Below are 20,494 nucleotides of genomic sequence, written 5' to 3' on the forward strand. Positions count from 1 at the left end.
CGGGTTTGAAACGCAATATGACGATGTCGCTGCAGGAGGCTGCCTGATGGCATTTTACGTGCTGCGCCGGATCCTGACGATGATCCCGACGCTGCTGGTCATCTCGTTGCTGACATTCATCATCATCGAGTTGCCCGCGGGCGATTACATTTCCAATCAGATTGCAGCCCTGAAGGCTGCCGGAGAGAGCGCGTCGATCGCCAAGCTGGAATTCATGCGCGCCGAATTTGCGCTCGACCGCCCCTTTCTGGAGCGCTATCTCATCTGGGTTGGACTGTGGCCGGGGCCGCACGGCTTCGATGGTTTGCTGCAGGGCAACTGGGGCTGGTCGTTCGAATACGACAAGCCGGTCGCCGAGGTTGTCGGGCCGACGCTGCCGCTCACCATCGTGCTCAACATGGCGACGATCCTCTTCGTTTATGTCGTGTCCTTCCCGATCGGCATCTACTCGGCGACGCGGCAATATTCCTGGGGCGACTACGGCTTCACGCTGGTGGGCTACATCGGCCTTGCCACACCGAATTTCCTGCTCGGCTTGATCCTGCTGTATTTCTCAAACCGCTGGTTCGGACTGTCGATCGGCGGCCTTATGGATCCGCAATACATCGGCGAACCCTGGAGCTTCGCCAAGGCGTTGTCGATCCTTGCGCACCTGATCGTGCCGACGGTCGTGATCGGAACGGCCGGCACCGCCGCGATGATCCGGCGCCTCAGAGCCAATCTGCTGGATGAGTTGCACAAGCAATACGTCACGACAGCCCGCGCCAAGGGCATGCGCGAGGCCCGCCTTTTGTTGAAATATCCGCTGCGCATGGCGCTCAATCCCTTCATCGCCGACATCGGCAACCTGATTCCCTCTCTGGTGTCGGGATCGGTGATCGTGTCGGTGGTGCTCAACCTTCCGACGGTCGGGCCGATCCTGCTCAACGCCCTGCAATCGCAGGATCAGTTCCTGTCCGGCTTCGTGCTCCTCTTCGTGGCGATCCTGACGCTGTTTGGCATGCTCGTCTCCGACCTGTTGCTCGCCGTGCTCGACCCGCGCATTCGCCTGGGCGGAAAGGCACCATCATGAGCGTGCAGGGCGGCGACCCCAAAGACCGGGAGCACTATGTCAATCCCGAGCCGTTCAATCCGACCGCAGCCGAGACACTGACGCCCGAGCAAGAGCGGTACTATCAGGCCTCGCAATGGAAGATCATGTGGTGGAAGTTCCGCCGCCACAAGCTGGCCGTGTGGTCGGGCGCGATCCTGATCCTGTTTTATCTCACTGTCCCCTTTGCCGAGCAGATCGCTCCCTATACGGCGAACGAACGCTCCAACGATCATCTCTATTCGCCGCCGCAATCGATCCACCTTTTCCACGACGGAAGCTTCGTCGGTCCGTTCGTCTACGGACTTGAGGCCAGCGTCGACCTGGAAACCGTGCGCTGGGTGTTCACGGAGGACCGCACCGACGTGCAGCCCATCCGCTTCTTCTGTTTTGGGTCCCAGTATGAGTTCTGGGGGCTTGTTTCCGGGAGTTTCCGGCTGTTCTGTCCGGCTGAGGGCGGGACGCTCTTCCTGCTTGGCACGGATAGGCTTGGCCGCGACGTGTTTTCCGGGCTCGTCTACGGTGCGCGCCTTTCGCTCACCGTCGGCCTTGTCGGCGTGACAATCTCCATCGTGCTCGGGCTGTTTTTCGGCGGGATCGCCGGGTTCTTTGGCGGCATCATTGACAGTCTCGTCCAGCGCGTGATCGAGATCCTGCGCTCGCTGCCGGAGCTTCCCTTGTGGATGGCTTTGTCCGCCGCCCTTCCGGTTACCTGGTCGCCCGTGTGGATCTATCTGGGCATTACCGTGATCCTGGGGCTTCTCGACTGGCCGGGGCTGGCGCGCGCGGTGCGCTCGAAGCTTCTGGCCCTGCGCGAGGAGGAATACGCGCGCGCCGCAACGCTCATGGGCGCGACGCCCTCGCGCGTGATCCGCAAGCATCTGCTGCCCGGGTTCACCAGCCACATCATCGCCTCCGCGTCGCTCTCGATCCCTGCAATGATCCTCGGTGAGACGGCGCTGTCTTATCTCAATCTCGGGCTGCGGCGCCCGGCGGTGTCCTGGGGCGTGTTGCTCAACGAGGCGCAGGATATTTCGGTCGTGGTGGTCTATCCGTGGCTGATGGCGCCCGTCGTCCCCATCATCATCGTCGTCCTCGCCTTTAATTTCCTCGGCGACGGTTTGCGTGATGCCGCCGACCCGTATAAGTGAGTCGGGAAGCGCGAACGCTTGCTGGCGAACCGGAGACGAGAATGGCGAAGAATGCATCGACTGCTGATGGCTGGGACGAGGAATATCGGGCCGGACGCTGGTCGTTCCTGCGCGACCTGCCCGAAAGCGGTCGCTATGGCATCATCGGCATGTGGTTGTCGCTGACACAGTCACTGGACAGCGTCCTTGACCTTGGCTGCGGCGAGGGGCTGCTCTACGAACGCCTGCAGCCTATGGGCATCAAGCGCTATGTCGGCGTCGATCTGGCGCCTGCCGCGCTCAACATCGCGAATGTCGATCCGGACCTCGCCTCCCTGCGCGCCGGCGATCTGCACACCTTCACGCCGGAGGAGGGCGAGACCTTCTCCGCCATCGTCTTCAACGAGGTGCTGCATTTCTCCGACGACCCGGCCGCCGCCGTTGCGCGCTATGTCCCGTTTCTGGCACCCGGCGGCGTGATCGCGGTGTCGATGTATTCGCCCAAGCGCCTGGAGTCGGGTGCCAACCGCCTGATCTCCCGCCTGTGGGAAGCAACCGACGGTCCCGAGTGGGATGTGCTCGACGATTACCGGCTGACCTCCGACAAGAAGAGCGTCACCTGGCGTTTGCGGCTGGTGAAGCCGGCATCCGCGGGCTGAGATCGCCGGCGCGGACAAAATGCGCGCCCCGGTGCGCCCGCAGGATATCGAAGGTCCGGTCCAGAAACTCGAAACACGCGTCGTTCTGCGCCAGGTGATGCGACAGGATGCCGAGCGGTTCGTCCACATTGGTGCGCCGCCGCGCCAACTGGTAGTCGAAGCGCAGCGCCGCCGACCGCCAGCCGATGAAGCGGCGCTCCTTCTTCCATTTGATCATGTCAATATGCGTCTGCAGATAGGGCAGGGCGCGCGGGTGAAACTGCGTGAAGGTCGATGAGGCAATCAGGCCCGCCTCGGGCACGCGGCGTGCGATCTGTGGTGCCAGCCGGTTCCAGGGTGGCACGAAAACCGGCACGAAGCGCGGGCCGAAGAGCGCCTTGAGCCGTGCGTTGCCGGTCTTCAGGTCCTTGATTGCCTGATCGGGGTCCCGGCGCGATCCGAACTCCGCAGCCTTCTCGCCCCTTGCCTTGTCCTGATGGTTCTTGTGCGCGAACCCGTGCTGGAGCACCGCAACGAAGGGCTCGGCCGCGATCCGCTCGGCAAGCGCTTCGGTCGAGCCCTTGGGAATCACCGCGAGCGACACCTCGATTTCATGAGTGTTGGCGATTGCGATCAGCCGGTCGAGTGCGGGCGTCGGTTCCACCGCGTCGTCGTCGCGCCACCAGATCGGCACGCTTAGCCCGCGCCCAGCGAACCAGTCGAGATGCGCCTCGATGAGGGCGCGGAACTCGGTGAAGCCGTCGTCGCTCATCGTTCGCGCTGCTCCAGGTCTTCGATCAGGATCTTGGCGCTGCGTTCCGCTCCGCCCGTTTGAACCGCGAAAGCACGTCTGGGCAATCCAAGCGCATCGTCCATCGCGGCAGCGAGGCTTTCCGGCGTCAAAGTCGCTTCCGGGGTAACGACCGCGCGTCCGTGGCGCTGCAGGGCCTCGGCACGCTGTTGCTGCTCGGATTCCTTGATCTGGGCGAAGGGAACGAAAACCGCCGGAATGCCGGCCTGCAGCACGTCGAGGACCGTGTTGTAGCCCGCCTGGCTGACGGAGAGTCGCGCCCGGGCAAGCAGCGAGGGGAAGTCCCGCCGCGCGCGTTCCAGAACAATGCCGGTGGGCGCCTTGTTCGAAAGGGCCTTAAAGGTGCCGTCGTCGATGTCGTGTCCGGCCAGCAGGCGCCAGATGCAGTCCCCGGCCCGCCGGGACAGCGAGCGCGCGTCGATGGCCGCCGCCAGAAGGCCGGCGCCAACGGCCCCGCCGCCGCAGGAGACGATCACCTCGTCCTCGCCGTCTCCTTGCGGAGCGTCAGGACGCCCGGTCGACGTGTCGACGAAGCCGGTGTAGCGCAAGAGCGGAGCAACGCGCTCGGTAAAGGGGAAACTGTCTTCAAGCCGGATGAATTCGGGGTCGGAATGCACGAGCACGCGGTCGTAGAAGGTTTCGGCGAGTTCGGCCATCTGCTCTTCCTTCCAGAGCTGTTGCTTGCGCACCAGGATGTCGCGGATCGAGGCCGCGATCAGCGGCGGCGTGTTTGCGGCGCGCGCGGTCGCGAGCAGCGGCTCCAGCTCAAACGCGAAGGGACGTCGCCCGAACGGCCAGGTTTCCGTCAAAAGCAGGTTGTGCGGCCGGGCGGTGAAGGCGCGCAGTGTCGCCTGGCGCCGGGCCGCCTTCCAGGCAGCGTCGATCTCCCGTCCTTCGGGCGTGAGGAACGTCTTGAACCGCGCATCGGCGGCGCGCACGGGCGGCAGCTCGACGATCTCCAGTCCGTCGACGTCGGCATGCGGCGGCAGCGTGTTGCCGGTGGCGAGCGTAACCGACACCCCGCGCGCTGCAAGCGCGCGCCCGATGGCCGCAGCGCGCAGCACGTGCCCCGTGCCGAGAAGGTGCTGGACGTGGATGAAAGCGGATAGCGTCACGGCCGATCTCCTGTGTAACCGGCGGCATGCGTAGCCTGAGCGCAGCGCATCAGCGCGTCGAGACGCGCCGCCCCGCTCGCCAGGCTGTGGCGCCCGTTGATGTTGGCGGTTGCGCCCCGTGCCAGATGGGCCACGAGACCGGGATCGTCCATCAGGCGTGCAAGGTTTTTGGCGAATGCGGCAACGTCGCCTTCCGGTGACAGAAGCCCGCTGGTCCCGTCGGCCACCACTTCGGGCACGCCGAAGGTGTCGCCGCCGACAACCGCAAGCCCGCTTGCCTGTGCTTCCAGGAAGACGAAGCCGAAGGCCTCGCGGATCGCCGGCCAGACGAGCGCGTCGTGGCCTGCGTAGAGTGCGGGCATGTCGTCTTCCGTAACGGCGCCGGTGAAGGTGACGCGCGCGGGATCGAACCATTGCGCGATCTCCGCCTGGCACGGACCGTCGCCGGCAATGGTCAACTGCCAGGGGCGATCCGGCAGCAGGGCAAGAGCGTCCGCCAGAAGCTTGTAGGACGCCCGCTTGTCGCCGGGTCGCATCATCGCGACCGCGAGCAGGCGGATTGGCGAGGAGAGGCAGGTTTTTGCTTCGGCGGCGTGCCGGAACGGCGCCTCGTCCAGGAAGGGCGCGCAGACGGTGAGCCGCTCCGCGGGCACGACGGATGTCAGGCATTCGAGATCCGCGCTGTGGAGCGCTGCGACGCGGTCTGCACGGGCAAGCGCGGCATCGGCGGCGGCGAACCCGTGCGCCCAGGCGCCGGTGCGACGCTTGGGCGCCCGGCTCGCCTCGATCACCGCATAGGGAATGTCGAAGGCATCGGCGAGTGCCGGGCCGATCCAGTCTGGCGCCTTGTGATAGAGGTGATAGGTGAGAAACGCGTCCGGGCGCGTGCCGGCGGCACGCCATTGGCTCTCTATCCGGCCCGCCTCACGCCTCGCCTCGGCCTCCAGCGCGACCTGCATGTCGATGCCGCCGTCCTTGCGCCAGGCGCGAAACCGTGAGGCGACCGAGACCTCGTGCCCCGCCGTTTCCAGCGCGCGCACGATCAGCCGGCCCATGGTGCGATCGCCGGACGGCACGGGATCGTCCAGCGGTTTCATCGGAGCGGTGAAGGCGATGCGCATGGCTGTGCCTTACAGGATCTTGCGAAACCGGTCTGCCAGAAAATCGAGCCCCGGGTCGGCGGAAAACCGGGCGCGGACGTCCTGTGCCGCCGCCCGGCCGAGCCGGTCGCGGGTCTCGGGCGAACGGATCAGCGCTTCCAGTGCGGCAGCAATCGCCGGGCGATCCGCCGGCGGAACCAGAACGCCGGTCTCGCCATCGCGGATCAGTTCCGGGATCGCGGAGACCCTGGTGGCGAGGCAGCACAGGCCCATTGCCTGCGCTTCCATCAGGACGTTCGGCAACCCGTCGCGGTCCCCGGATTTCGCGATCTTGGACGTCAGCACGAAGAAATCCGCGCGTTTCGCGGCCGCAATCACGTCCTCGCGCGGGCGCGCGCCCTTCCAGGAGATCCGCTTGCTGAGGCCGAGCCGGTTGCCGAGCGCCTTCAACTCCTCCACTTTTTCCCCACCACCGATATGATCGAAGTGCCAGTGCAGGGCGGGCGGCAATGCGGCCAGGGCATGCAGGAGGTCGTCGTATCCCTTCTTTTCCACCGCCCGCCCGACGGAGAGCAGGCGCACGGGAGAGCCGGCGGATCCGTCGGTCGTGCTTCGCGCGGCATCCGGCAGCGGGAAGGGCGAGAAGTCCAGCCCGTGATAGACAAGGTCCACCTTGTCCGGCGTGCCGGAAAGCGCGTTGAGGTGATCGACATTGACCCTGGTGCAGGTGACGCCCCAGGCGGCGTCGTCGAGTTTGACCTTCAGATCCCACTCCGCGCTCGTCCAGATGTCCTTGGCGTGGGCGGAAAACGACCAGCGCCGGCCCGACAGATGCGCGGCATAACGGGCAACCGTGCAGGGCGTGTGCAGATAATGTGTGTGGATCCAGGAGACGTCGTCAGGCAACTCGTGGGCCAGCACACAGGCCTGACCCCAGCGTCGCTGCCGTCCGGCATTGGATTCGCGTGCGAAATCCGCCTCGAAGAGCGCCCGCGCGGCGGCATATTCGGGCCGCGCGTGCGCCCATCGGCGCGCCCGGGCCACGCGGGCGGGGTCGTCCTTCAGGTATTCTGGCAGATAGAGAACATCAGCCGTGATCCGGCGATGCACCTCATGAATGAAGGGGTCGTAGGGCTTGCGCAAAGCGACGATGAGCTGGTCGACCCCGCGCGTTTGAAGCCCGAGGATTTCCTGGGCAATGAAGGTTTCCGACAGGCGTGGGTAGCCTTTTACGACAACGGCGAGACGCGACATGTGGCCCTGGTGTTCAGCGGGTTGCAAATTGGCGAAGAGGACGCCGGTCAGTCGCCGCCGCGCGCGTTGACAAGAAGCTCTCCGGAAAACGGTTTCTGCGCGAGAATGGTTTCGACCCGATCGCCGATCACGTCGAGGCCCCCAAGCAGATTGTCGATGCCGGCGGCGGAGGGAGGATTTGAATTCGGCAGGGCAACGAGCGCCGCGATCATCTTGTCCACGTTCGGGTAGTCTTCGATCGGCAGCACCTTGAGCAGGTCGATGGCTTGGGCGCGGGATGCGCGGATCGACTGTTCCCGTCGCGGGACCACGCGCGGCACCATCAGTGTCGGCTTGTCGAAGGACAGGATCTCGCAAAAGGTGTTGTAGCCGCCCATTCCGACGATGGCCTTGGCGCCGGCCATGTAGGGCTCGATTGTCGGCAGGAAGCGCAGGATATGAACGTCGCGAAGGTGCTCCGCCCGCGACAGGAATTCGGTCGCCGAGGAAGCCGGCATGAAGGGCCCGAGCACGATCAGGGCGGGAAACAGCGGCTGGGTGCGGGCTTCATAGGCACGCATCACCCAGTCGACAAGCTCGACGCCGTCGCCGCCGCCGCCCGGCGTGACGAGAATATAGGGTTCGTCGTCGAAGGGCAGCGGTTCGGTGATTTTGGCATCGGCGGGAATGTCGCGGCGCAGATAGCCGGTGTTGGTCGCCTTGGCATGCACCGCGGCCGGGAGGTCCATGCCCGCCAGCGGGTCGTGCAGGTCGGGCGGTCCGTAGACCCAGATCTCGTCGTAGAGCCGCTCAAGCGCCGGGTCGACGTTCTTGCGGGTCCACTCCTCACGCAGGTGCGTGGGATCGTCCATTACGTCGCGCAGGCCGAGAACGAGCCGCGTCGTTCCGCGAGCCTTGAGCATCTCGAGCGTGCTCAGGATCTCGCCGCGCAGGCCGAGCGGTTCCTTGTCGACAATCAGGATATCGGGATCGAACACCTGTGCGGTGTGCTCGATGATCGAGGAGCGAATCGCCAGAATGTGCTCGATGTTGAGCGACAGCGAAAGCGGCGTGTATTCGCCGTTCCTGAGCTTGATGACGCCTGGAATGCGGACGAAGTCGACGCGCGATCGGAATTCGAAACTGCCGATGATCGGGGATCCTGACAGGATCAGAACCGAGAGATCCTCGAATCGTTCTGTGAGCGCATGCGCGATCGTGCGGCAGCGCCGCAAGTGGCCCAGGCCAAAGGAATCATGGCTGTAAATCAGCACTTTCGGGGAAGTGTTAGTCATTCGGCCCCACTCGGTCAGCGCAACCAGCGTACAGCACGACCACGCATCCCTTCACACCCTATTGCTCTATCTCCGGCGCCAGCATGATGCAAGGCCGTTGCGTTTCGGGTGTCGTGCGAAGCGAGGTCCGCAGACCCTCCCGCAGACGGTCGCATGCCTGGAATGCGATCATCGTCAAAAGTGCTTTTGACGTGAACTGGCGCTTTCAAACCATCACGTTATGATGCAACAAAGGCGAGATCGACAAACGCCGGGCGGACGCGCAAACCATTATGGAAAAAAGCCTCTTCAGGTTTATCTGGCAGTACAGCAAGAGGCAGCAGGTCGTTATCCTGCTGATCACCGTGCTGTCCTATCCGGTGAGTTACATCCTCCTGGAGCTGCCCAAGCTGATTGTCAACGACGCGATCCAGGGCGAACTGTTTCCCCGGGAGGTCCTTGGGTTCGAGTTCGACCAGATCTCCTATCTCGTCCTGTTGTGTTTCGTGTTTCTCGGCCTTGTGGTGGTCTCGAACGGCATCAAGCTCGTCCTGAACGTCTACAAGGGACGTCTGGGCGAACGCATGCTTCGGCGCCTCAGGTTTGAGCTGTTCCAGCGTGTGCTGAGGTTCCGCCTTCCGCATTTCAAAAAAGTGAGTTCGGGCGAGATCATTCCGATGATCACCTCCGAAGTTGAGGACGTCGGCGGCTTCATCGGCGAAGCGGTGGCACTGCCTGCCTATCAGGGCGGTATGCTCGCGGTCCAGATCGGCTTCATCTTCATGCAGGATCCGCTTTTGGGGCTGGCGGCGATTTCGTCCTACCCGATGCAGGCCTACATCATCCCCAAGCTGCAGAAAAAGGTCATTCTGCTGTCGCGGCAAAGGGTGCGTAATGTTCGTGTGATTGCCGACAAAATCGGGGAAAGCATCACCGGCGTTTCCGAAATTCATGCGAACGACGCGTCAGCCTGGCATTCGGCCGACCTTTCCGATCGTCTCTACGCTAACTACAAGATTCGTTTCAAAATATTCAACTGGAAATACTTCATAAAGTTCTTGAATAACTTCATGAACCAGTTGACGCCGTTTTTGTTCTACCTGATCGGCGGTTGGCTGGTGATCGAGGGCAACCTGTCGATCGGCGCGCTTCTTGCCGTGATCGCCGCCTACAAGGACCTTGCCGGTCCCTGGAAGGAATTGCTCGCCTATTACCAGATGGTCGCCGATGTCGACGTGAAGTACCAAACGGTCGTGGAAAATTTCGATCCGCCGGACATCTACCCCGTGACGCGTCTCGTCACGGACGAGCCCGAGCCGCTATACGGCGCTCTTGCGCTGAAGAATGTCAGCGTTTCGGGCGGAGCTGCGGGCCAGGAAGCCTTCGATGTGTCGCTGACCGTCGAGCCGGACCGGCACCTTGCGGTCATCGGTCCGGACGGCTCCGGTCGATCCGAGGTGCTGCAGCTCGCGGCGGGATTGCTTGGTCCGACCAGCGGACGGGTCGAAATCGGCGGGCGAAATCTCGAGACGTTGAGCGAATCCGTGCTCGGCCGGCAGATCGCGTATGTCGGACCGGCGGTGCATGTCTGGACCGGAACGGTGCGCGACAACATCTTCTACGGATTGCGGCACAGGCCCCTGCGTCCGCCTGAGCGGACCGGCGATCACAAGGCGGAATACGCCCGCCGGCTCTCCGAGGCGCAACTGACCAGCAATCCGCAATATGACATCGAGGCGGAATGGGAGGATCTGGACGCGGTCGAGTGTTCGGATATGGATGAACTCGCCGAGCGCGCCCTGGCCCTGATCGAGGTCACCGGTCTTGCAGCGGATGTGTTTCGCATGGGATTGCAGGCGACCATCGATCCGGAGTGGCAGCCGGAGTTCGCGGACTCGATTCTGGCCGCGCGTCGGGCGCTCGCCGACCGGGTCGCGAATGACGAACGCTTTTCCGCGATGATCGAGCTCTGGCAGATCGACCGGTTCAACAACAGCGCCAGCATTGCCGAGAATCTGCTGTTCGCGGCGCCCGCGGATCCGGCCATCGGGATCGACACCCTGGCATCCGATCCCGATATCGATGCGGCCTTGAAGGATTCGGGTCTCCACGCGCGGCTGGTTGAGATAGGTCAGAAGATCGCCGAGACGATGGTCGAACTCTTCGCCAATATCAGTGACGATTCCGGTCTGCTGGGCGATTACTCGTTTATCACGCAGGACGAGTTGCCCGAATTCGAGCGGATCCTGCGGGCCGGGAAGTCCGGTTCGGGCAAGGGCGGACTGACGCCGACCGATGAACAGCGACTGATCGGCCTTGCCTTCAAGCTGATCCCCGCCCGGCACCGTCTCGGCGTTCTCGACGATGACATGCGTGGCGAGATCGTTGCTGCCCGTGCCACATTCCACAAGCGCATGGATGAGGCGGAACGCCGTTTCGTCGTGTTCGATCGCGATCGCTTCGTCGCGCCGATGACCATCGAGGACAATCTGCTGTTCGGGCGGCCGCGGGTCGACCGGCGGGATGCGCGCGAGAAGATCGACACGGTGATCCGCGCGTTGGTCGATGAGATGGAGTTGCGCCGCCCGATCATTCGTGCGGGACTGGGCTTCCATGTGGGCGTGGCCGGGTCGCGGCTTTCGGCAGGCCAGCGTCGGCGCGTCGCGTTGGTGCGCGCGCTGATGAAGAATGCGCCGGTTACGATCCTCGACGAGACGGCGACGGGAAACAGCGACGACGAAAAGGCGCTGCGCAAGGTGATCCGCGAGGAACTCGAAGGGCGCATGCTGTTGTTCGGCGCGTCGAATTTGATCGTCGCGGAGGAATTCGACCATAGTATCGTGATGAACCAGGGACGGGTGACGGAGAGCGCGTCGGGAGACAACGATGCCGATTGACCCGGTTTTTGCTCTCCGTTCCCGATCATATCGACAGACCCCACTGGCGGCAGGCAGCGACAGCGACGTGCCGCCGGGGCCGAAGGAGGATCCGTGACCCTAGATGCGGAAGTTGACGCCCTGCGTCGCGTGCCATTGTTCCGCGGCATCGACGCGACCAAACTGAGGCTGCTGGCCTTCATTTCCGACCGGACGCATTTTGCGCCCGGCGAGGAGTTGTGCCGTCAGGGAGAAGAAGGCGATTCTGCCTTCATCATCCTTGAAGGGGAGGCAGACATCCGCGTCCATACCCCTGACGGGGAAAAGACCGTGGCCCGGCTCGGGCAACATTCCATCGTTGGCGAAATCGCCATCCTGTGCGACGTTCCGCGAACCGCGACGGTGGTGGCGGGATCCGAAATGGACGTCCTCACCGTGTCGAAGGACGACTTTCTCCGATTGCTCAAGGAGTTTCCGGACATGTCGCTTGAAGTCATGCGCACGCTTGCGCAGCGTCTTGAACGCACGACGCAGGATCTCGCGGCGCAAAAGGCGTCCGGCACGGCAGCTTGAGGCGAGGAAATCGAGTGTCGCAGTTGTCGTTGAAATTGTGGGGTGTGCGCGGATCGACGCCCACGCCGGGTGCCGGCACCCTCCGTTATGGCGGGGAAACCACCTGTTTCGAATTTCGCGCCGGAGAAGATGCCATCCTGATCGATTGTGGATCGGGTGCCCGAAATCTCGGTGTGGAGCTTCATGCCGCGCCTCCGCGCGCCTTCGACCTGTTCTTCACCCACACGCATCTTGATCACATTTGCGGCCTGCCGTTTTTCACCCCGGCCTATGACGACCGCTTCTCGATCACCGCCTGGGCTGGACATTTCGCCGACCGGTCCGGGCTTATGGACATCATCTGCCGGATCATGTCGCCTCCGATCTTTCCCGTCGCCGCCAACAAGCTCCGGGCGGTGTCCTTTCGCAATTTCCGGTCCGGGGACACGGTCGAACGCGGAGACGGCATCGCGCTGCGGACGGTTGCACTCAATCACCCCGGCGGGGCCACCGGATATCGATTGGACCATTTCGGGAAGTCCATCTGCATCATCACCGATCATGAGCATGGCAACGCCGAGATCGACAAGGCCGTGCGGCGGTTCGTCGAGGGGGCGGATGTGATGATCTACGATGCCATGTACACGGATGCCGAATATGACCGCTTTGTCGGGTGGGGGCATTCGACCTGGCAAAAGGGCGTGGAACTGGCGTTGGATGCCGGCGTCGCCTGCCCGGTTCTATTTCACCATGACCCGCGTCGGACGGACGACGAGCTTGATGCCATTGGCGAGGCTGCCGCAAAGCGTCATCCCGGGACGCTTGTGGCGCGTGAAGGGATGGTGCTGAACCCGTAATGCCCGATCACGTCGCGGTGATGCCGTCAGGCGTGACTTGCCGGCGAACCGCTTTGCGCCCTTCATGATCGCATCGCTCCCGATTGCCTTCGAGCGGCGGGAGCGGCGCACGCGAACCATCGGAGATGCGACGTGGACAAAGGCAAGGCGGTTGTGCCGGTTCCGCACCCGGGCGGCTTGGTCGGGTACATTCTGCGCGGCGGGCCCAGGCAGGACGGGATTCCGGAGCGGGTGCGCGCCGAGATCCGCATGCGTGAAGACAGTGCCGAACGTCTCATCGGCTGGGCGCAGCTTGCCATGGTGGTGTTCTTTGCTGCGCTCTATTCCCTCGCTCCCCGCGCAGAAGGCGCGGACGGCTTCAATTTCGTGCCGCTGGCCCTGGCCGCGTATTTTCTTTTCACGGTCCTGCGCGTCGGTCTGTCATACCGGTTTTCCTTGCCCGCATGGTATCTTGTTGTCTCGATCATGGTCGACGTGGCGCTTCTGTGCGCCCTGATTTTCTCTTTCCACATCCAGTACGGCCAACACCCGACCTTTTTTCTCAAAGCGCCGACCCTGATGTATCTGTTCATCTTTATTTCGCTCAGGGCCCTGCGGTTCGACCCCCGTTTCGTCTTGATCACGGGTCTCGTGGGCGTGGTCGGCTGGCTTGCGCTCGTCGCCTATGCGGTGACCGCGGACATGGGCGAGATGCGTATCACCCGCAACTACGTCGAATATCTGACTTCCAATGCGATCCTTATCGGAGCGGAACTCGACAAGACGATCATCATCCTCGGCGTGACCCTCTTTCTCTCCGTGGCCTTGTATCGGGGACGACAGGTGCTGTTCGATTCCGTTCGCGATCACGCGGCGGCGGAGGACCTCAAACGGTTCTTTGCCCCCGAGGTCGCCCATACCATCACCGATGCCGAGGAAGCGTTGACTGCAGGGCGTGGAGATGTCCGCAACGTCGCGGTGATGTTCGTCGACATTCGCGGCTTCACCCGCACCGCCGCATCCCTGTCTCCGGCGACGGTGATGCAGGTGCTTGCCTGCTACCAGGAAGACGTGCTGGCTCTGATTTCCGTGCACGGCGGCCGGGTCGATAAATTCCTTGGCGACGGAATTCTGGCAACATTCGGTGCCGTGGAGGCAAGCGAAACTGCTGCTGCGGATGCCTTGCGGGCCGCCAGCGGCCTGACCGGCGCTGTCGACCGTCTTGCGCCGCGCGCGATTGCCTGCGGATGGCCGGAGACCTTGCGTGTCGGTGGCGCCGTGACATATGGCGCGGTGACCGTCGGTGTGGTGGGGGCGGGGAACCGTCTTGAGTTCACCGTGATCGGCGACGCGGTCAACCGGGCGGCAAAGCTTGAGGATGCCAACAAGGCGCAGGAAACACGGGTGCTGACGGATATGGAGACCCTGGCGGCCGCGCGGCTCCAGGGATATCAGGAACTCCCGCTCGATCTGCGGCGCGCTCAGGGCGTGGCCGGACTTGCCCAACCGGTCGATCTGGTCGTGCTGGCGTGAGGGGCACTTGACCGCCTTTGCGCTTCCTGCCACCTGTCACCGGCGACTGCACCGCGCGGATGGTGCGAGTGTCGGGACGACAACTGGAGAGTACGCATGAAATTGGGGGAAGGCATTTCGGCCGTGGTAACGGGCGGCGCATCTGGTCTCGGGGCTGCAACGGCCCGTCGCCTGGCGGCTGCCGGTGTGAAGGTCACGCTGTTCGACATGAACGTCGAGGCGGGCGAGGCTGTCGCCAGGGACATCGGTGGAGCTTTCGTGGCCGTCGATGTTACCAGCGAAGACAGCGTCACAAAGGGGTTTGCCGCCGCCCGCGAGCACTTTGGCGTGGAACGGATCCTGGTCAATTGCGCCGGCATTGCGCCGGTGGCGAAGACCACGTCGCGTGGCGAGCCACACCCCATGGACATGTTCGAAAAGGTGATCGCCGTCAATCTCGTCGGCACGTTCCGCTGCATTGCGCATTCCTCGACCGCGATGACCGCACTCGGTCCGGTGACCGATGACGGTGAGCGCGGGGTGATCGTCTCGACGGCGTCTGTCGCCGCTTTCGACGGCCAGATCGGGCAGGTTGCCTATGCGGCATCGAAGGGCGGCGTTGCCGCCGCAACCCTGCCGATTGCACGGGACCTTTCGAAGTCGGGTGTGCGTGTCATGACGATTGCCCCCGGCCTGTTCGAAACGCCGATGCTGCTCGGATTGCCGGAAGATGTTCAGGCCTCCTTGGGCCAGCAGGTGCCGTTCCCCTCGCGCCTCGGCAAGCCCGACGAATACGCCAATCTTGTCGCCGCGATCATCGACAATCCGATGCTCAACGGCGAGACGATCCGCCTTGACGGGGCGATCCGAATGGCGCCGCGCTGAAGTGCGAGCCTTTCAAGAGAGCGGTCCGGATAAGAAGAACGGACCGCTCTATTTGATTGTGCGACTCATTGTTTGGTTGTAAACACGCGCGATCGTCTCCGTTTTCTGGAAATTCGCAAGTGGATCAAAGTATCCGTTCGGTCGCGCCCGGCGTCTCTCATGCGTCGCCGTCGGGGCGCCTGACCGTTCTCGACGCCCTGCGCGGCCTTGCCGCCCTCGGCATTTTGTGGCGGAACATCTTCGTGTTCGGCATGCCCGCGGTTGCATTCGCGCTTCCCGAGGAATGGGGATTGTCGACTGACGCCAATTTGGCGAGTTGGCTGTTTGTCGTCATTTTTGTCGATGGCACGATGCGTGGATTGTTTTCTCTTCTTTTTGGTGCGACGGCGATCCTGATCATGGAAAAATACGCGGTGCGGCCGGGAGGGCTCGCCGCTGCCGATCTCTATTTTCGCCGCCTGATGTGGCTGATCGTCTTCGGCCTGATCCATGGCTATCTTTTGCTTTGGCCTCACGACGTCCTCTACGTCTATGGGGTCATCGGCATGTTCCTGTTCGTGTTCCGCAATCTGTCCGGCCGTTGGCTTTTGGTGATCGCTCTCGTGATCTTCGCCGTGTCCTCGCTCAAGGACGGGACCGGCTGGAGCCTGGCCGAAGATTCCATGAATGCGCTGGACGCAAAGCAATTTCTGGAAGCGGCGGAGCCTCCATCCGGCGGGGAGGGCGGACCGGCGGGGGCGCCGTCCCTGGATGAGGAGGAGATCGCCGGCAAGTCCGCCGAGGTCGACCGGACCATGCTGGAGGATGTGGAGCAATACGCGCTTTATGAGATCGGGGAACACCTGCAGGGCTACGCCGGTCTCCTGCGCACCATGGCGCTTCAGACCTTCGAGGAGCAGACCTCGATCATGGTGTCCGACCACCTGCTGGATGTCGGCGCGATGATGTTTTTCGGCATGGCCCTGTTTCGGCTGGGCGCTCTTTCAGGTCGCTGGTCGACGCCCGCATACGCTGGAATGGCGGTCGGAGGGCTCGGCATCGGCGTTCTGCTCGGGTTCGGCATTCATGGTGCCACCGCACTGGCCGGCCTGGAGGATTTCTCCGTCGGCACCGCGGACGCCTATCTTTACAATGCCCGCCGTCTGGCGTTGTGTCTCGGCCTGATCGGGCTGCTCCATGTTATGGCAAAAGGCCGTCCGACACACGGCGTGATCCGGGTGCTTTCGGTGGTCGGGCGCATGCCACTCTCGGTTTATGTCAGCCAGACGATCCTCTGTGTGACCGTGTTTTATGGTGTCGGCTTTAGCCAGTTCGGCACGCTCGAGCATCATCAACTGCTGCTGCTTGCCCTGGCCATCAATGCGGTCCAGATCGTCACATCCCTTGTTTGGCTGCGCCACTGGCGCCAGGGACCGCTTGAGGCCTTGCTCCGCCGCCTTGTTGAGGGTCGAGCGCGGACCACCTGAGATCCGGGGTCTGGCCATTGTGATGTGACCGTGCGAATCTACCCTTGTTGATCATGGGCATCGCTTTCGGCGATGCGCGGCGAGGAAAGGATTGCGGGTGCGGTGGTTCAAGGCTTCAATTTCGCGTTCGCAAGAGAACACCGGATTGCGGACGCGCTCGTCTGGCGCATGCCGGTTGGTCGCGTTTGTCGCCGCAGGCGTGTCGACTGTTGTGATGCCGATGTCTGCGATGGCCTGTCCGCTTGCGCTGGTACTCGCGATCGATGTGTCTTCCAGTGTGGATGCGAGCGATTATCGCCTGCAAATGCGGGGCCTGGTCACGGCCTTCGAGGATCGGGAGGTCGTTGACGCAATTGTTTCCAACGGTGGGGTTCTGGTGAATGCGTTCGAATGGAGCGGGCGCAACAAGCAGGTTCCTATTGCCGATTGGACGTGGCTCGATACGCCGGCGTCGGTGCAGGCGTTTGCCACGCGCCTGGCCGGGACGTCGCGAAGCTTCTACCGCTTTCCGACGGCCTTGGGGTATGCGCTCGGGCATGCCGCCATTCAGCTTGGCCGCGCGCCGCGCGCGTGTGCCCGTCAGGTTGTCGACGTGTCCGGCGACGGGGTGAACAACGAAGGCTTTCCACCGGTAAATGCCTATCGCGCCTTCGACTATTCGCGCACGACGGTCAATGGTCTCGTGATCAAGGGCGCGGACCCCGATCCGGAAGCCTACTATCTGGAGACCGTGATACGTGGACCTGGCGCCTTTGTCGAAACGGCGGACGGGTTCTCCGACTATGGCAAGGCGATGAAACGCAAGCTGCTGCGCGAGATCGCCGGAAATGCCTTCGCCGCGAATCTGGATGCCGAACCGCTGTCCGCTCATCCGGGGCAGCGCCGATTGGCCTATCGGCAGTTGCGCCGCGAGGATGCGCCGTAGAGACCGCCCTGTCCGGAGCCGGTGACGACGCCCGTTGACGGGGGGCATCGGCTGTCTGGCAGACCTGGCATCGGCTGACCGGAGATGCAGGCGGTGTAGGCGGCATCGAAACTGCGCTGCCAGTCGTCGAGTTTCGGCGCATTAAGCGCGTTGAGTGTTGCGAGGCCGCCGCCCAGCCGGGCACCGCGTCGTGCGCCTCGCACGCTCCAGCCCCCCGGGGCCGGGCCCGGGCCGGCGAGCCCGCCGATGGTTGCACCGTCGATCGCTGCGGCCGCCACGTCCTCGCCATTGACGCCGCGCGGGGTCGCTTGATCCGCATGGGCTGCCGCCTGGAGCGAACACGCATCCGGTTCGGGACCGGAATCGGCAAGCCCGGCAGGCGGGCCGGCAAGAACCATCGCGATGGCGAGGAGGCCGCAGCGTGGCACGGCGCCGCGGGCAGTGCGTTGCAGCATGACGGGGATGTCGATCATGGCAGTTTCCTCTCGCTCTCGTCGTCCGGCGACCGGCCTGTCACTGGCGAGGCCGATGGCCACAGTGTGCCCCTGCATCGGGGCATTGGCGTGGCGTTGATCGCGCCCGAGCAACCGTTCGCGCGATGCCGGCGGTTGTCGCGCGGTACGGACCGGCCGGCGCGATTTCTCCGCAAGCCTATTCGGATTTTCCCTTCCGCATGCTTAACTTGCGTTCGCCGCGCAAGAATGGGCTTCACACCGGAGATATTTTAGGTCTAAAATATTTCCATCCGCCGGAAGAGCGGTAAGCCGTTCCAGACGCGGCGTCAGAGGACGACAGACACCATTCAAAGGACTGCTGCCGAGGTTGTTGTGGCGTGTGGCGGGCCTGAGGGGAGAGACCAATGAAACGTATCATGACTGCCGCGGTCGCCGCGGCCGCCGTGGGCCTGTGCGGTGCCGCGGCGCAGGCGGAAAGCCTGAAGATCGGATTCCTCGCCACGTTGTCGGGTCCGCCGGCGGTGCTGGGCCAGCACATGCGCGACGGCTTTCTGCTTGGCGTCAAGCAGGCCGGCGGCAAGCTTGGCGGCCTCGACACCGAGGTGATCGTGGTCGACGACGAGCTCAAGCCGGACGGTGCTTTGACAAAGGTACGCGGGCTTCTGGAGCGCGACGAGGTCGACATGATGGCCGGTGTCGTCTTCTCCAACGTGATGATGGCCGTCTACAAGCCGATCATCGACAGCGAGACAATTTTCGTCGGCGCGAATGCCGGTCCCTCACCGATCGCGGGGCGCGCCTGTTCGCCGTATTTCTTCACCACGTCCTACCAGAACGATCAGAACCATGAGGCGATGGGAAAATACGCCGAGGACGCGGGTTACAAGCGCATGATCGTCATGGCGCCGAACTATCAGGCGGGCAAGGATTCGATCGCCGGCTTCAAGCGTCATTTCAAGGGCGAGATCGTCGACGAACTTTACACCAAGCTCGGCCAGCTTGACTTTTCCTCGGAGATCACGCGCATCGCGGCCGCCAAGCCCGACGCGATCTTCACCTTCATGCCGGGCGGCATGGGCGTGAATCTGGTCAAGCAGTACAAGCAGGCGGGTCTTGCGGGCCAGATCCCCTTCCTGTCCGCGTTCACCGTTGACGAGACGACGCTGCCTGCGACCAAGGATGCGGCGCTCGGTCTTCAGGGCGGCGCGCAGTGGGCCCCGAACATCGACAACGCGGCCAACAAGGCATTTGTCGAGGCGTTTGAAGTCGAATACGGCTATCCGCCGGCAACCTATGCCGCGCAGGGCTACGATGCGGCCCGCCTCATCGATGCAGCCCTGGCCAAGGCCGGCGGCACAGGCGACAAGCAGGCTCTCATGGCCGCACTGAAGGAGGCTCCCTTCGACAGCGTGCGCGGTGATTTCTCCTACAACACCAACAATTTTCCGATCCAGGACGTCTATGTCGTCGAGGCGGTGAAGCGCGACGACGGCAAATACGTCACCCAGACGGTCGAGAAGGTGTTCGAGGACAAGGTCGATGCCTATGTCGAGCAGTGCCGGATGAACTGACGACCATTCGTCTGCCGGCCCGAGCGGCACGCCCGGGCCGGTCATTCCCCTGTTTCCCCCGCAGTCATGCGCAACCAACGAGGTCGGACCGTTGAGCGCCACCCTGTTTGCCGTCCAGACGCTGAACGGTTTGCAACTCGGCATCCTGCTGTTTCTGATCGCCGCCGGGCTGACGCTCGTCTTCGGCGTAATGGACTTCATCAATCTCGCGCACGGTGTCCAATACATGCTCGGCGCTTATCTCGCGGTGACCGGATACAGCCTGACGGGGACGTTCTGGGGCGCGATGCTGATTGCGCTCGTCGGCGCGCTGATTGTCGGACTGGTACTGGAGGTATTGGTGTTCCGGCATCTCTACGATCGCGACCATCTCGACCAGGTGCTGGCGACCTTCGGTGTTATCCTGTTTCTCAATGAGGCGGTGAAGGTGATCTGGGGCTCCGCTCCCCTGGCATTGCCGATGCCCGATCTCCTCTCCGGCTCCATCGAGATCATGGACGGTCTGTTGTACCCGGTCTATCGCATCGCTCTGATCGTCGCCGGACTTGCCGTTGCCGTGCTGTTGTATGTGCTTGTGAGCAAGACCCGCGCCGGCATGCTGGTGCGGGCAGGCGCGACAAATGCCCCGATGGTGTCCGCCCTGGGGGTGGATATCCGACGCCTCTTCATGCTCGTTTTCGGCTTTGGCACCATGCTTGCGGGTTTCGCCGGCATTCTCGCGGCGCCCATTCTGGTTGTGGAGCCGGGCATGGGCGACAATCTGCTGATCCTCGCCTTCGTGGTGATTGTGATTGGCGGCATCGGTTCGATCCGCGGCGCATTTCTGGCCGCGCTCATTGTCGGTCTGGTCGACACGCTGGGACGCGGCTTCGCCACCGACATCGCCAAGCTTCTGCTGTCGCCGTCGGCCGCCAATGATGTCGGGCCGGCCATTGCGTCGATGCTGATCTACATCCTGATGGCGGGCGTCCTCTTCTTCCGGCCGACCGGCCTGTTTCCGGCGCGTGGCGGGTGACCCTCATGAC

General features: G+C 63.4%; 18 protein-coding genes. 12 read left to right on the plus strand and 6 right to left on the minus strand.

Translation table 11 applies throughout. The annotated features are described in order from the left end of the window. The first annotated feature begins 46 nt into the window (after positions 1 to 46). From BLU32_RS04850 to BLU32_RS04860, 3 genes are read left to right on the plus strand one after another with little or no spacing between them, the layout of a single operon-like run. Positions 47 to 1,072 (plus strand): ABC transporter permease, encoded by a 1,026-nt coding sequence (locus tag BLU32_RS04850; protein WP_093805241.1) that lies wholly within the window; start codon positions 47 to 49, stop codon positions 1,070 to 1,072. After that, positions 1,069 to 2,241, plus strand: coding sequence for an ABC transporter permease (locus BLU32_RS04855; protein ID WP_093805242.1), 1,173 nt, complete (start codon positions 1,069 to 1,071; stop codon positions 2,239 to 2,241). Before BLU32_RS04850 ends, BLU32_RS04855 begins: the two co-directional genes overlap by 4 nt. 41 nt (positions 2,242 to 2,282) lie before the next feature. Beyond that, positions 2,283 to 2,879 carry a trans-aconitate 2-methyltransferase gene (locus BLU32_RS04860; RefSeq protein ID WP_093805243.1) on the plus strand — a complete coding sequence of 199 codons (597 nt, stop codon included), beginning with the start codon at positions 2,283 to 2,285 and terminating at the stop codon, positions 2,877 to 2,879. Here the strand turns inward: BLU32_RS04860 and BLU32_RS04865 are convergent. Genes BLU32_RS04865 through BLU32_RS04885 form a run of 5 tightly spaced genes read right to left on the minus strand, consistent with a single transcriptional unit; the run spans position 2,836 to position 8,412 of the window. Further along, a complete protein-coding gene (locus BLU32_RS04865) occupies positions 2,836 to 3,630 on the minus strand; it encodes a polysaccharide deacetylase family protein (RefSeq protein ID WP_093805244.1) in 795 nt (264 codons plus the stop codon). The two genes, BLU32_RS04860 and BLU32_RS04865, sit on opposite strands and share 44 nt — an antisense overlap. Continuing rightward, positions 3,627 to 4,784 (minus strand): glycosyltransferase family protein, encoded by a 1,158-nt coding sequence (locus tag BLU32_RS04870; RefSeq protein ID WP_093805245.1) that lies wholly within the window; start codon positions 4,782 to 4,784, stop codon positions 3,627 to 3,629. Before BLU32_RS04870 ends, BLU32_RS04865 begins: the two co-directional genes overlap by 4 nt. Then, complete coding sequence (locus tag BLU32_RS04875; RefSeq protein WP_093805246.1) at positions 4,781 to 5,905, minus strand: glycosyltransferase family 4 protein; 1,125 nt, start codon at positions 5,903 to 5,905, stop codon at positions 4,781 to 4,783. The genes BLU32_RS04870 and BLU32_RS04875 overlap by 4 nt, the downstream gene beginning before the upstream one ends. A 9-nt stretch (positions 5,906 to 5,914) precedes the next feature. Further along, a complete protein-coding gene (locus BLU32_RS04880) occupies positions 5,915 to 7,138 on the minus strand; it encodes a glycosyltransferase family 4 protein (protein ID WP_093805247.1) in 1,224 nt (407 codons plus the stop codon). Between the two features lie 47 nt (positions 7,139 to 7,185). Then, on the minus strand, positions 7,186 to 8,412 hold the full coding sequence (locus BLU32_RS04885) for a glycosyltransferase family protein (RefSeq protein WP_093805248.1): 1,227 nt from the start codon (positions 8,410 to 8,412) through the stop codon (positions 7,186 to 7,188). Positions 8,413 to 8,684: 272 nt separating this feature from the next. Between BLU32_RS04885 and BLU32_RS04890 the strand changes: the two genes are divergently transcribed. The 7 genes from BLU32_RS04890 (at position 8,685) to BLU32_RS04920 (ending at position 17,443) form a co-directional block, all read left to right on the plus strand. Beyond that, positions 8,685 to 11,288 carry an ABC transporter ATP-binding protein gene (locus tag BLU32_RS04890; protein WP_093805249.1) on the plus strand — a complete coding sequence of 868 codons (2,604 nt, stop codon included), beginning with the start codon at positions 8,685 to 8,687 and terminating at the stop codon, positions 11,286 to 11,288. A gap of 93 nt (positions 11,289 to 11,381) precedes the next feature. Continuing rightward, the gene (locus tag BLU32_RS04895) at positions 11,382 to 11,840 is read left to right on the plus strand and encodes a cyclic nucleotide-binding domain-containing protein (protein ID WP_093805250.1); all 459 of its coding nucleotides are present in this window, start codon (positions 11,382 to 11,384) and stop codon (positions 11,838 to 11,840) included. A gap of 14 nt (positions 11,841 to 11,854) precedes the next feature. Then, positions 11,855 to 12,676 carry an MBL fold metallo-hydrolase gene (locus BLU32_RS04900; RefSeq protein WP_093805251.1) on the plus strand — a complete coding sequence of 274 codons (822 nt, stop codon included), beginning with the start codon at positions 11,855 to 11,857 and terminating at the stop codon, positions 12,674 to 12,676. A gap of 132 nt (positions 12,677 to 12,808) precedes the next feature. After that, a complete protein-coding gene (locus tag BLU32_RS04905) occupies positions 12,809 to 14,188 on the plus strand; it encodes an adenylate/guanylate cyclase domain-containing protein (RefSeq protein WP_208976980.1) in 1,380 nt (459 codons plus the stop codon). Between the two features lie 96 nt (positions 14,189 to 14,284). Continuing rightward, on the plus strand, positions 14,285 to 15,052 hold the full coding sequence (locus tag BLU32_RS04910; protein ID WP_093805252.1) for an SDR family NAD(P)-dependent oxidoreductase: 768 nt from the start codon (positions 14,285 to 14,287) through the stop codon (positions 15,050 to 15,052). 119 nt (positions 15,053 to 15,171) lie between these two features. Continuing rightward, positions 15,172 to 16,518, plus strand: coding sequence for a DUF418 domain-containing protein (locus BLU32_RS04915; RefSeq protein ID WP_093805253.1), 1,347 nt, complete (start codon positions 15,172 to 15,174; stop codon positions 16,516 to 16,518). 214 nt (positions 16,519 to 16,732) lie between these two features. Beyond that, positions 16,733 to 17,443: a DUF1194 domain-containing protein gene (locus BLU32_RS04920; RefSeq protein ID WP_093810595.1), complete on the plus strand. Its 711-nt coding sequence runs from the start codon at positions 16,733 to 16,735 to the stop codon at positions 17,441 to 17,443. Here BLU32_RS04920 and BLU32_RS04925 read toward each other — a convergent pair. After that, positions 17,410 to 17,916: a hypothetical protein gene (locus BLU32_RS04925; protein WP_093805254.1), complete on the minus strand. Its 507-nt coding sequence runs from the start codon at positions 17,914 to 17,916 to the stop codon at positions 17,410 to 17,412. The two genes, BLU32_RS04920 and BLU32_RS04925, sit on opposite strands and share 34 nt — an antisense overlap. A 386-nt stretch (positions 17,917 to 18,302) precedes the next feature. Here BLU32_RS04925 and BLU32_RS04930 point away from each other — a divergent pair, with 386 nt between their 5' ends. Then, on the plus strand, positions 18,303 to 19,469 hold the full coding sequence (locus BLU32_RS04930; RefSeq protein WP_093805255.1) for an ABC transporter substrate-binding protein: 1,167 nt from the start codon (positions 18,303 to 18,305) through the stop codon (positions 19,467 to 19,469). A gap of 91 nt (positions 19,470 to 19,560) precedes the next feature. After that, positions 19,561 to 20,484 (plus strand): branched-chain amino acid ABC transporter permease, encoded by a 924-nt coding sequence (locus tag BLU32_RS04935; protein ID WP_093805256.1) that lies wholly within the window; start codon positions 19,561 to 19,563, stop codon positions 20,482 to 20,484. Positions 20,485 to 20,494: the final 10 nt, after the last annotated feature.

Source organism: Stappia sp. ES.058, assembly GCF_900105595.1.
Lineage (GTDB): Bacteria > Pseudomonadota > Alphaproteobacteria > Rhizobiales > Stappiaceae > Stappia.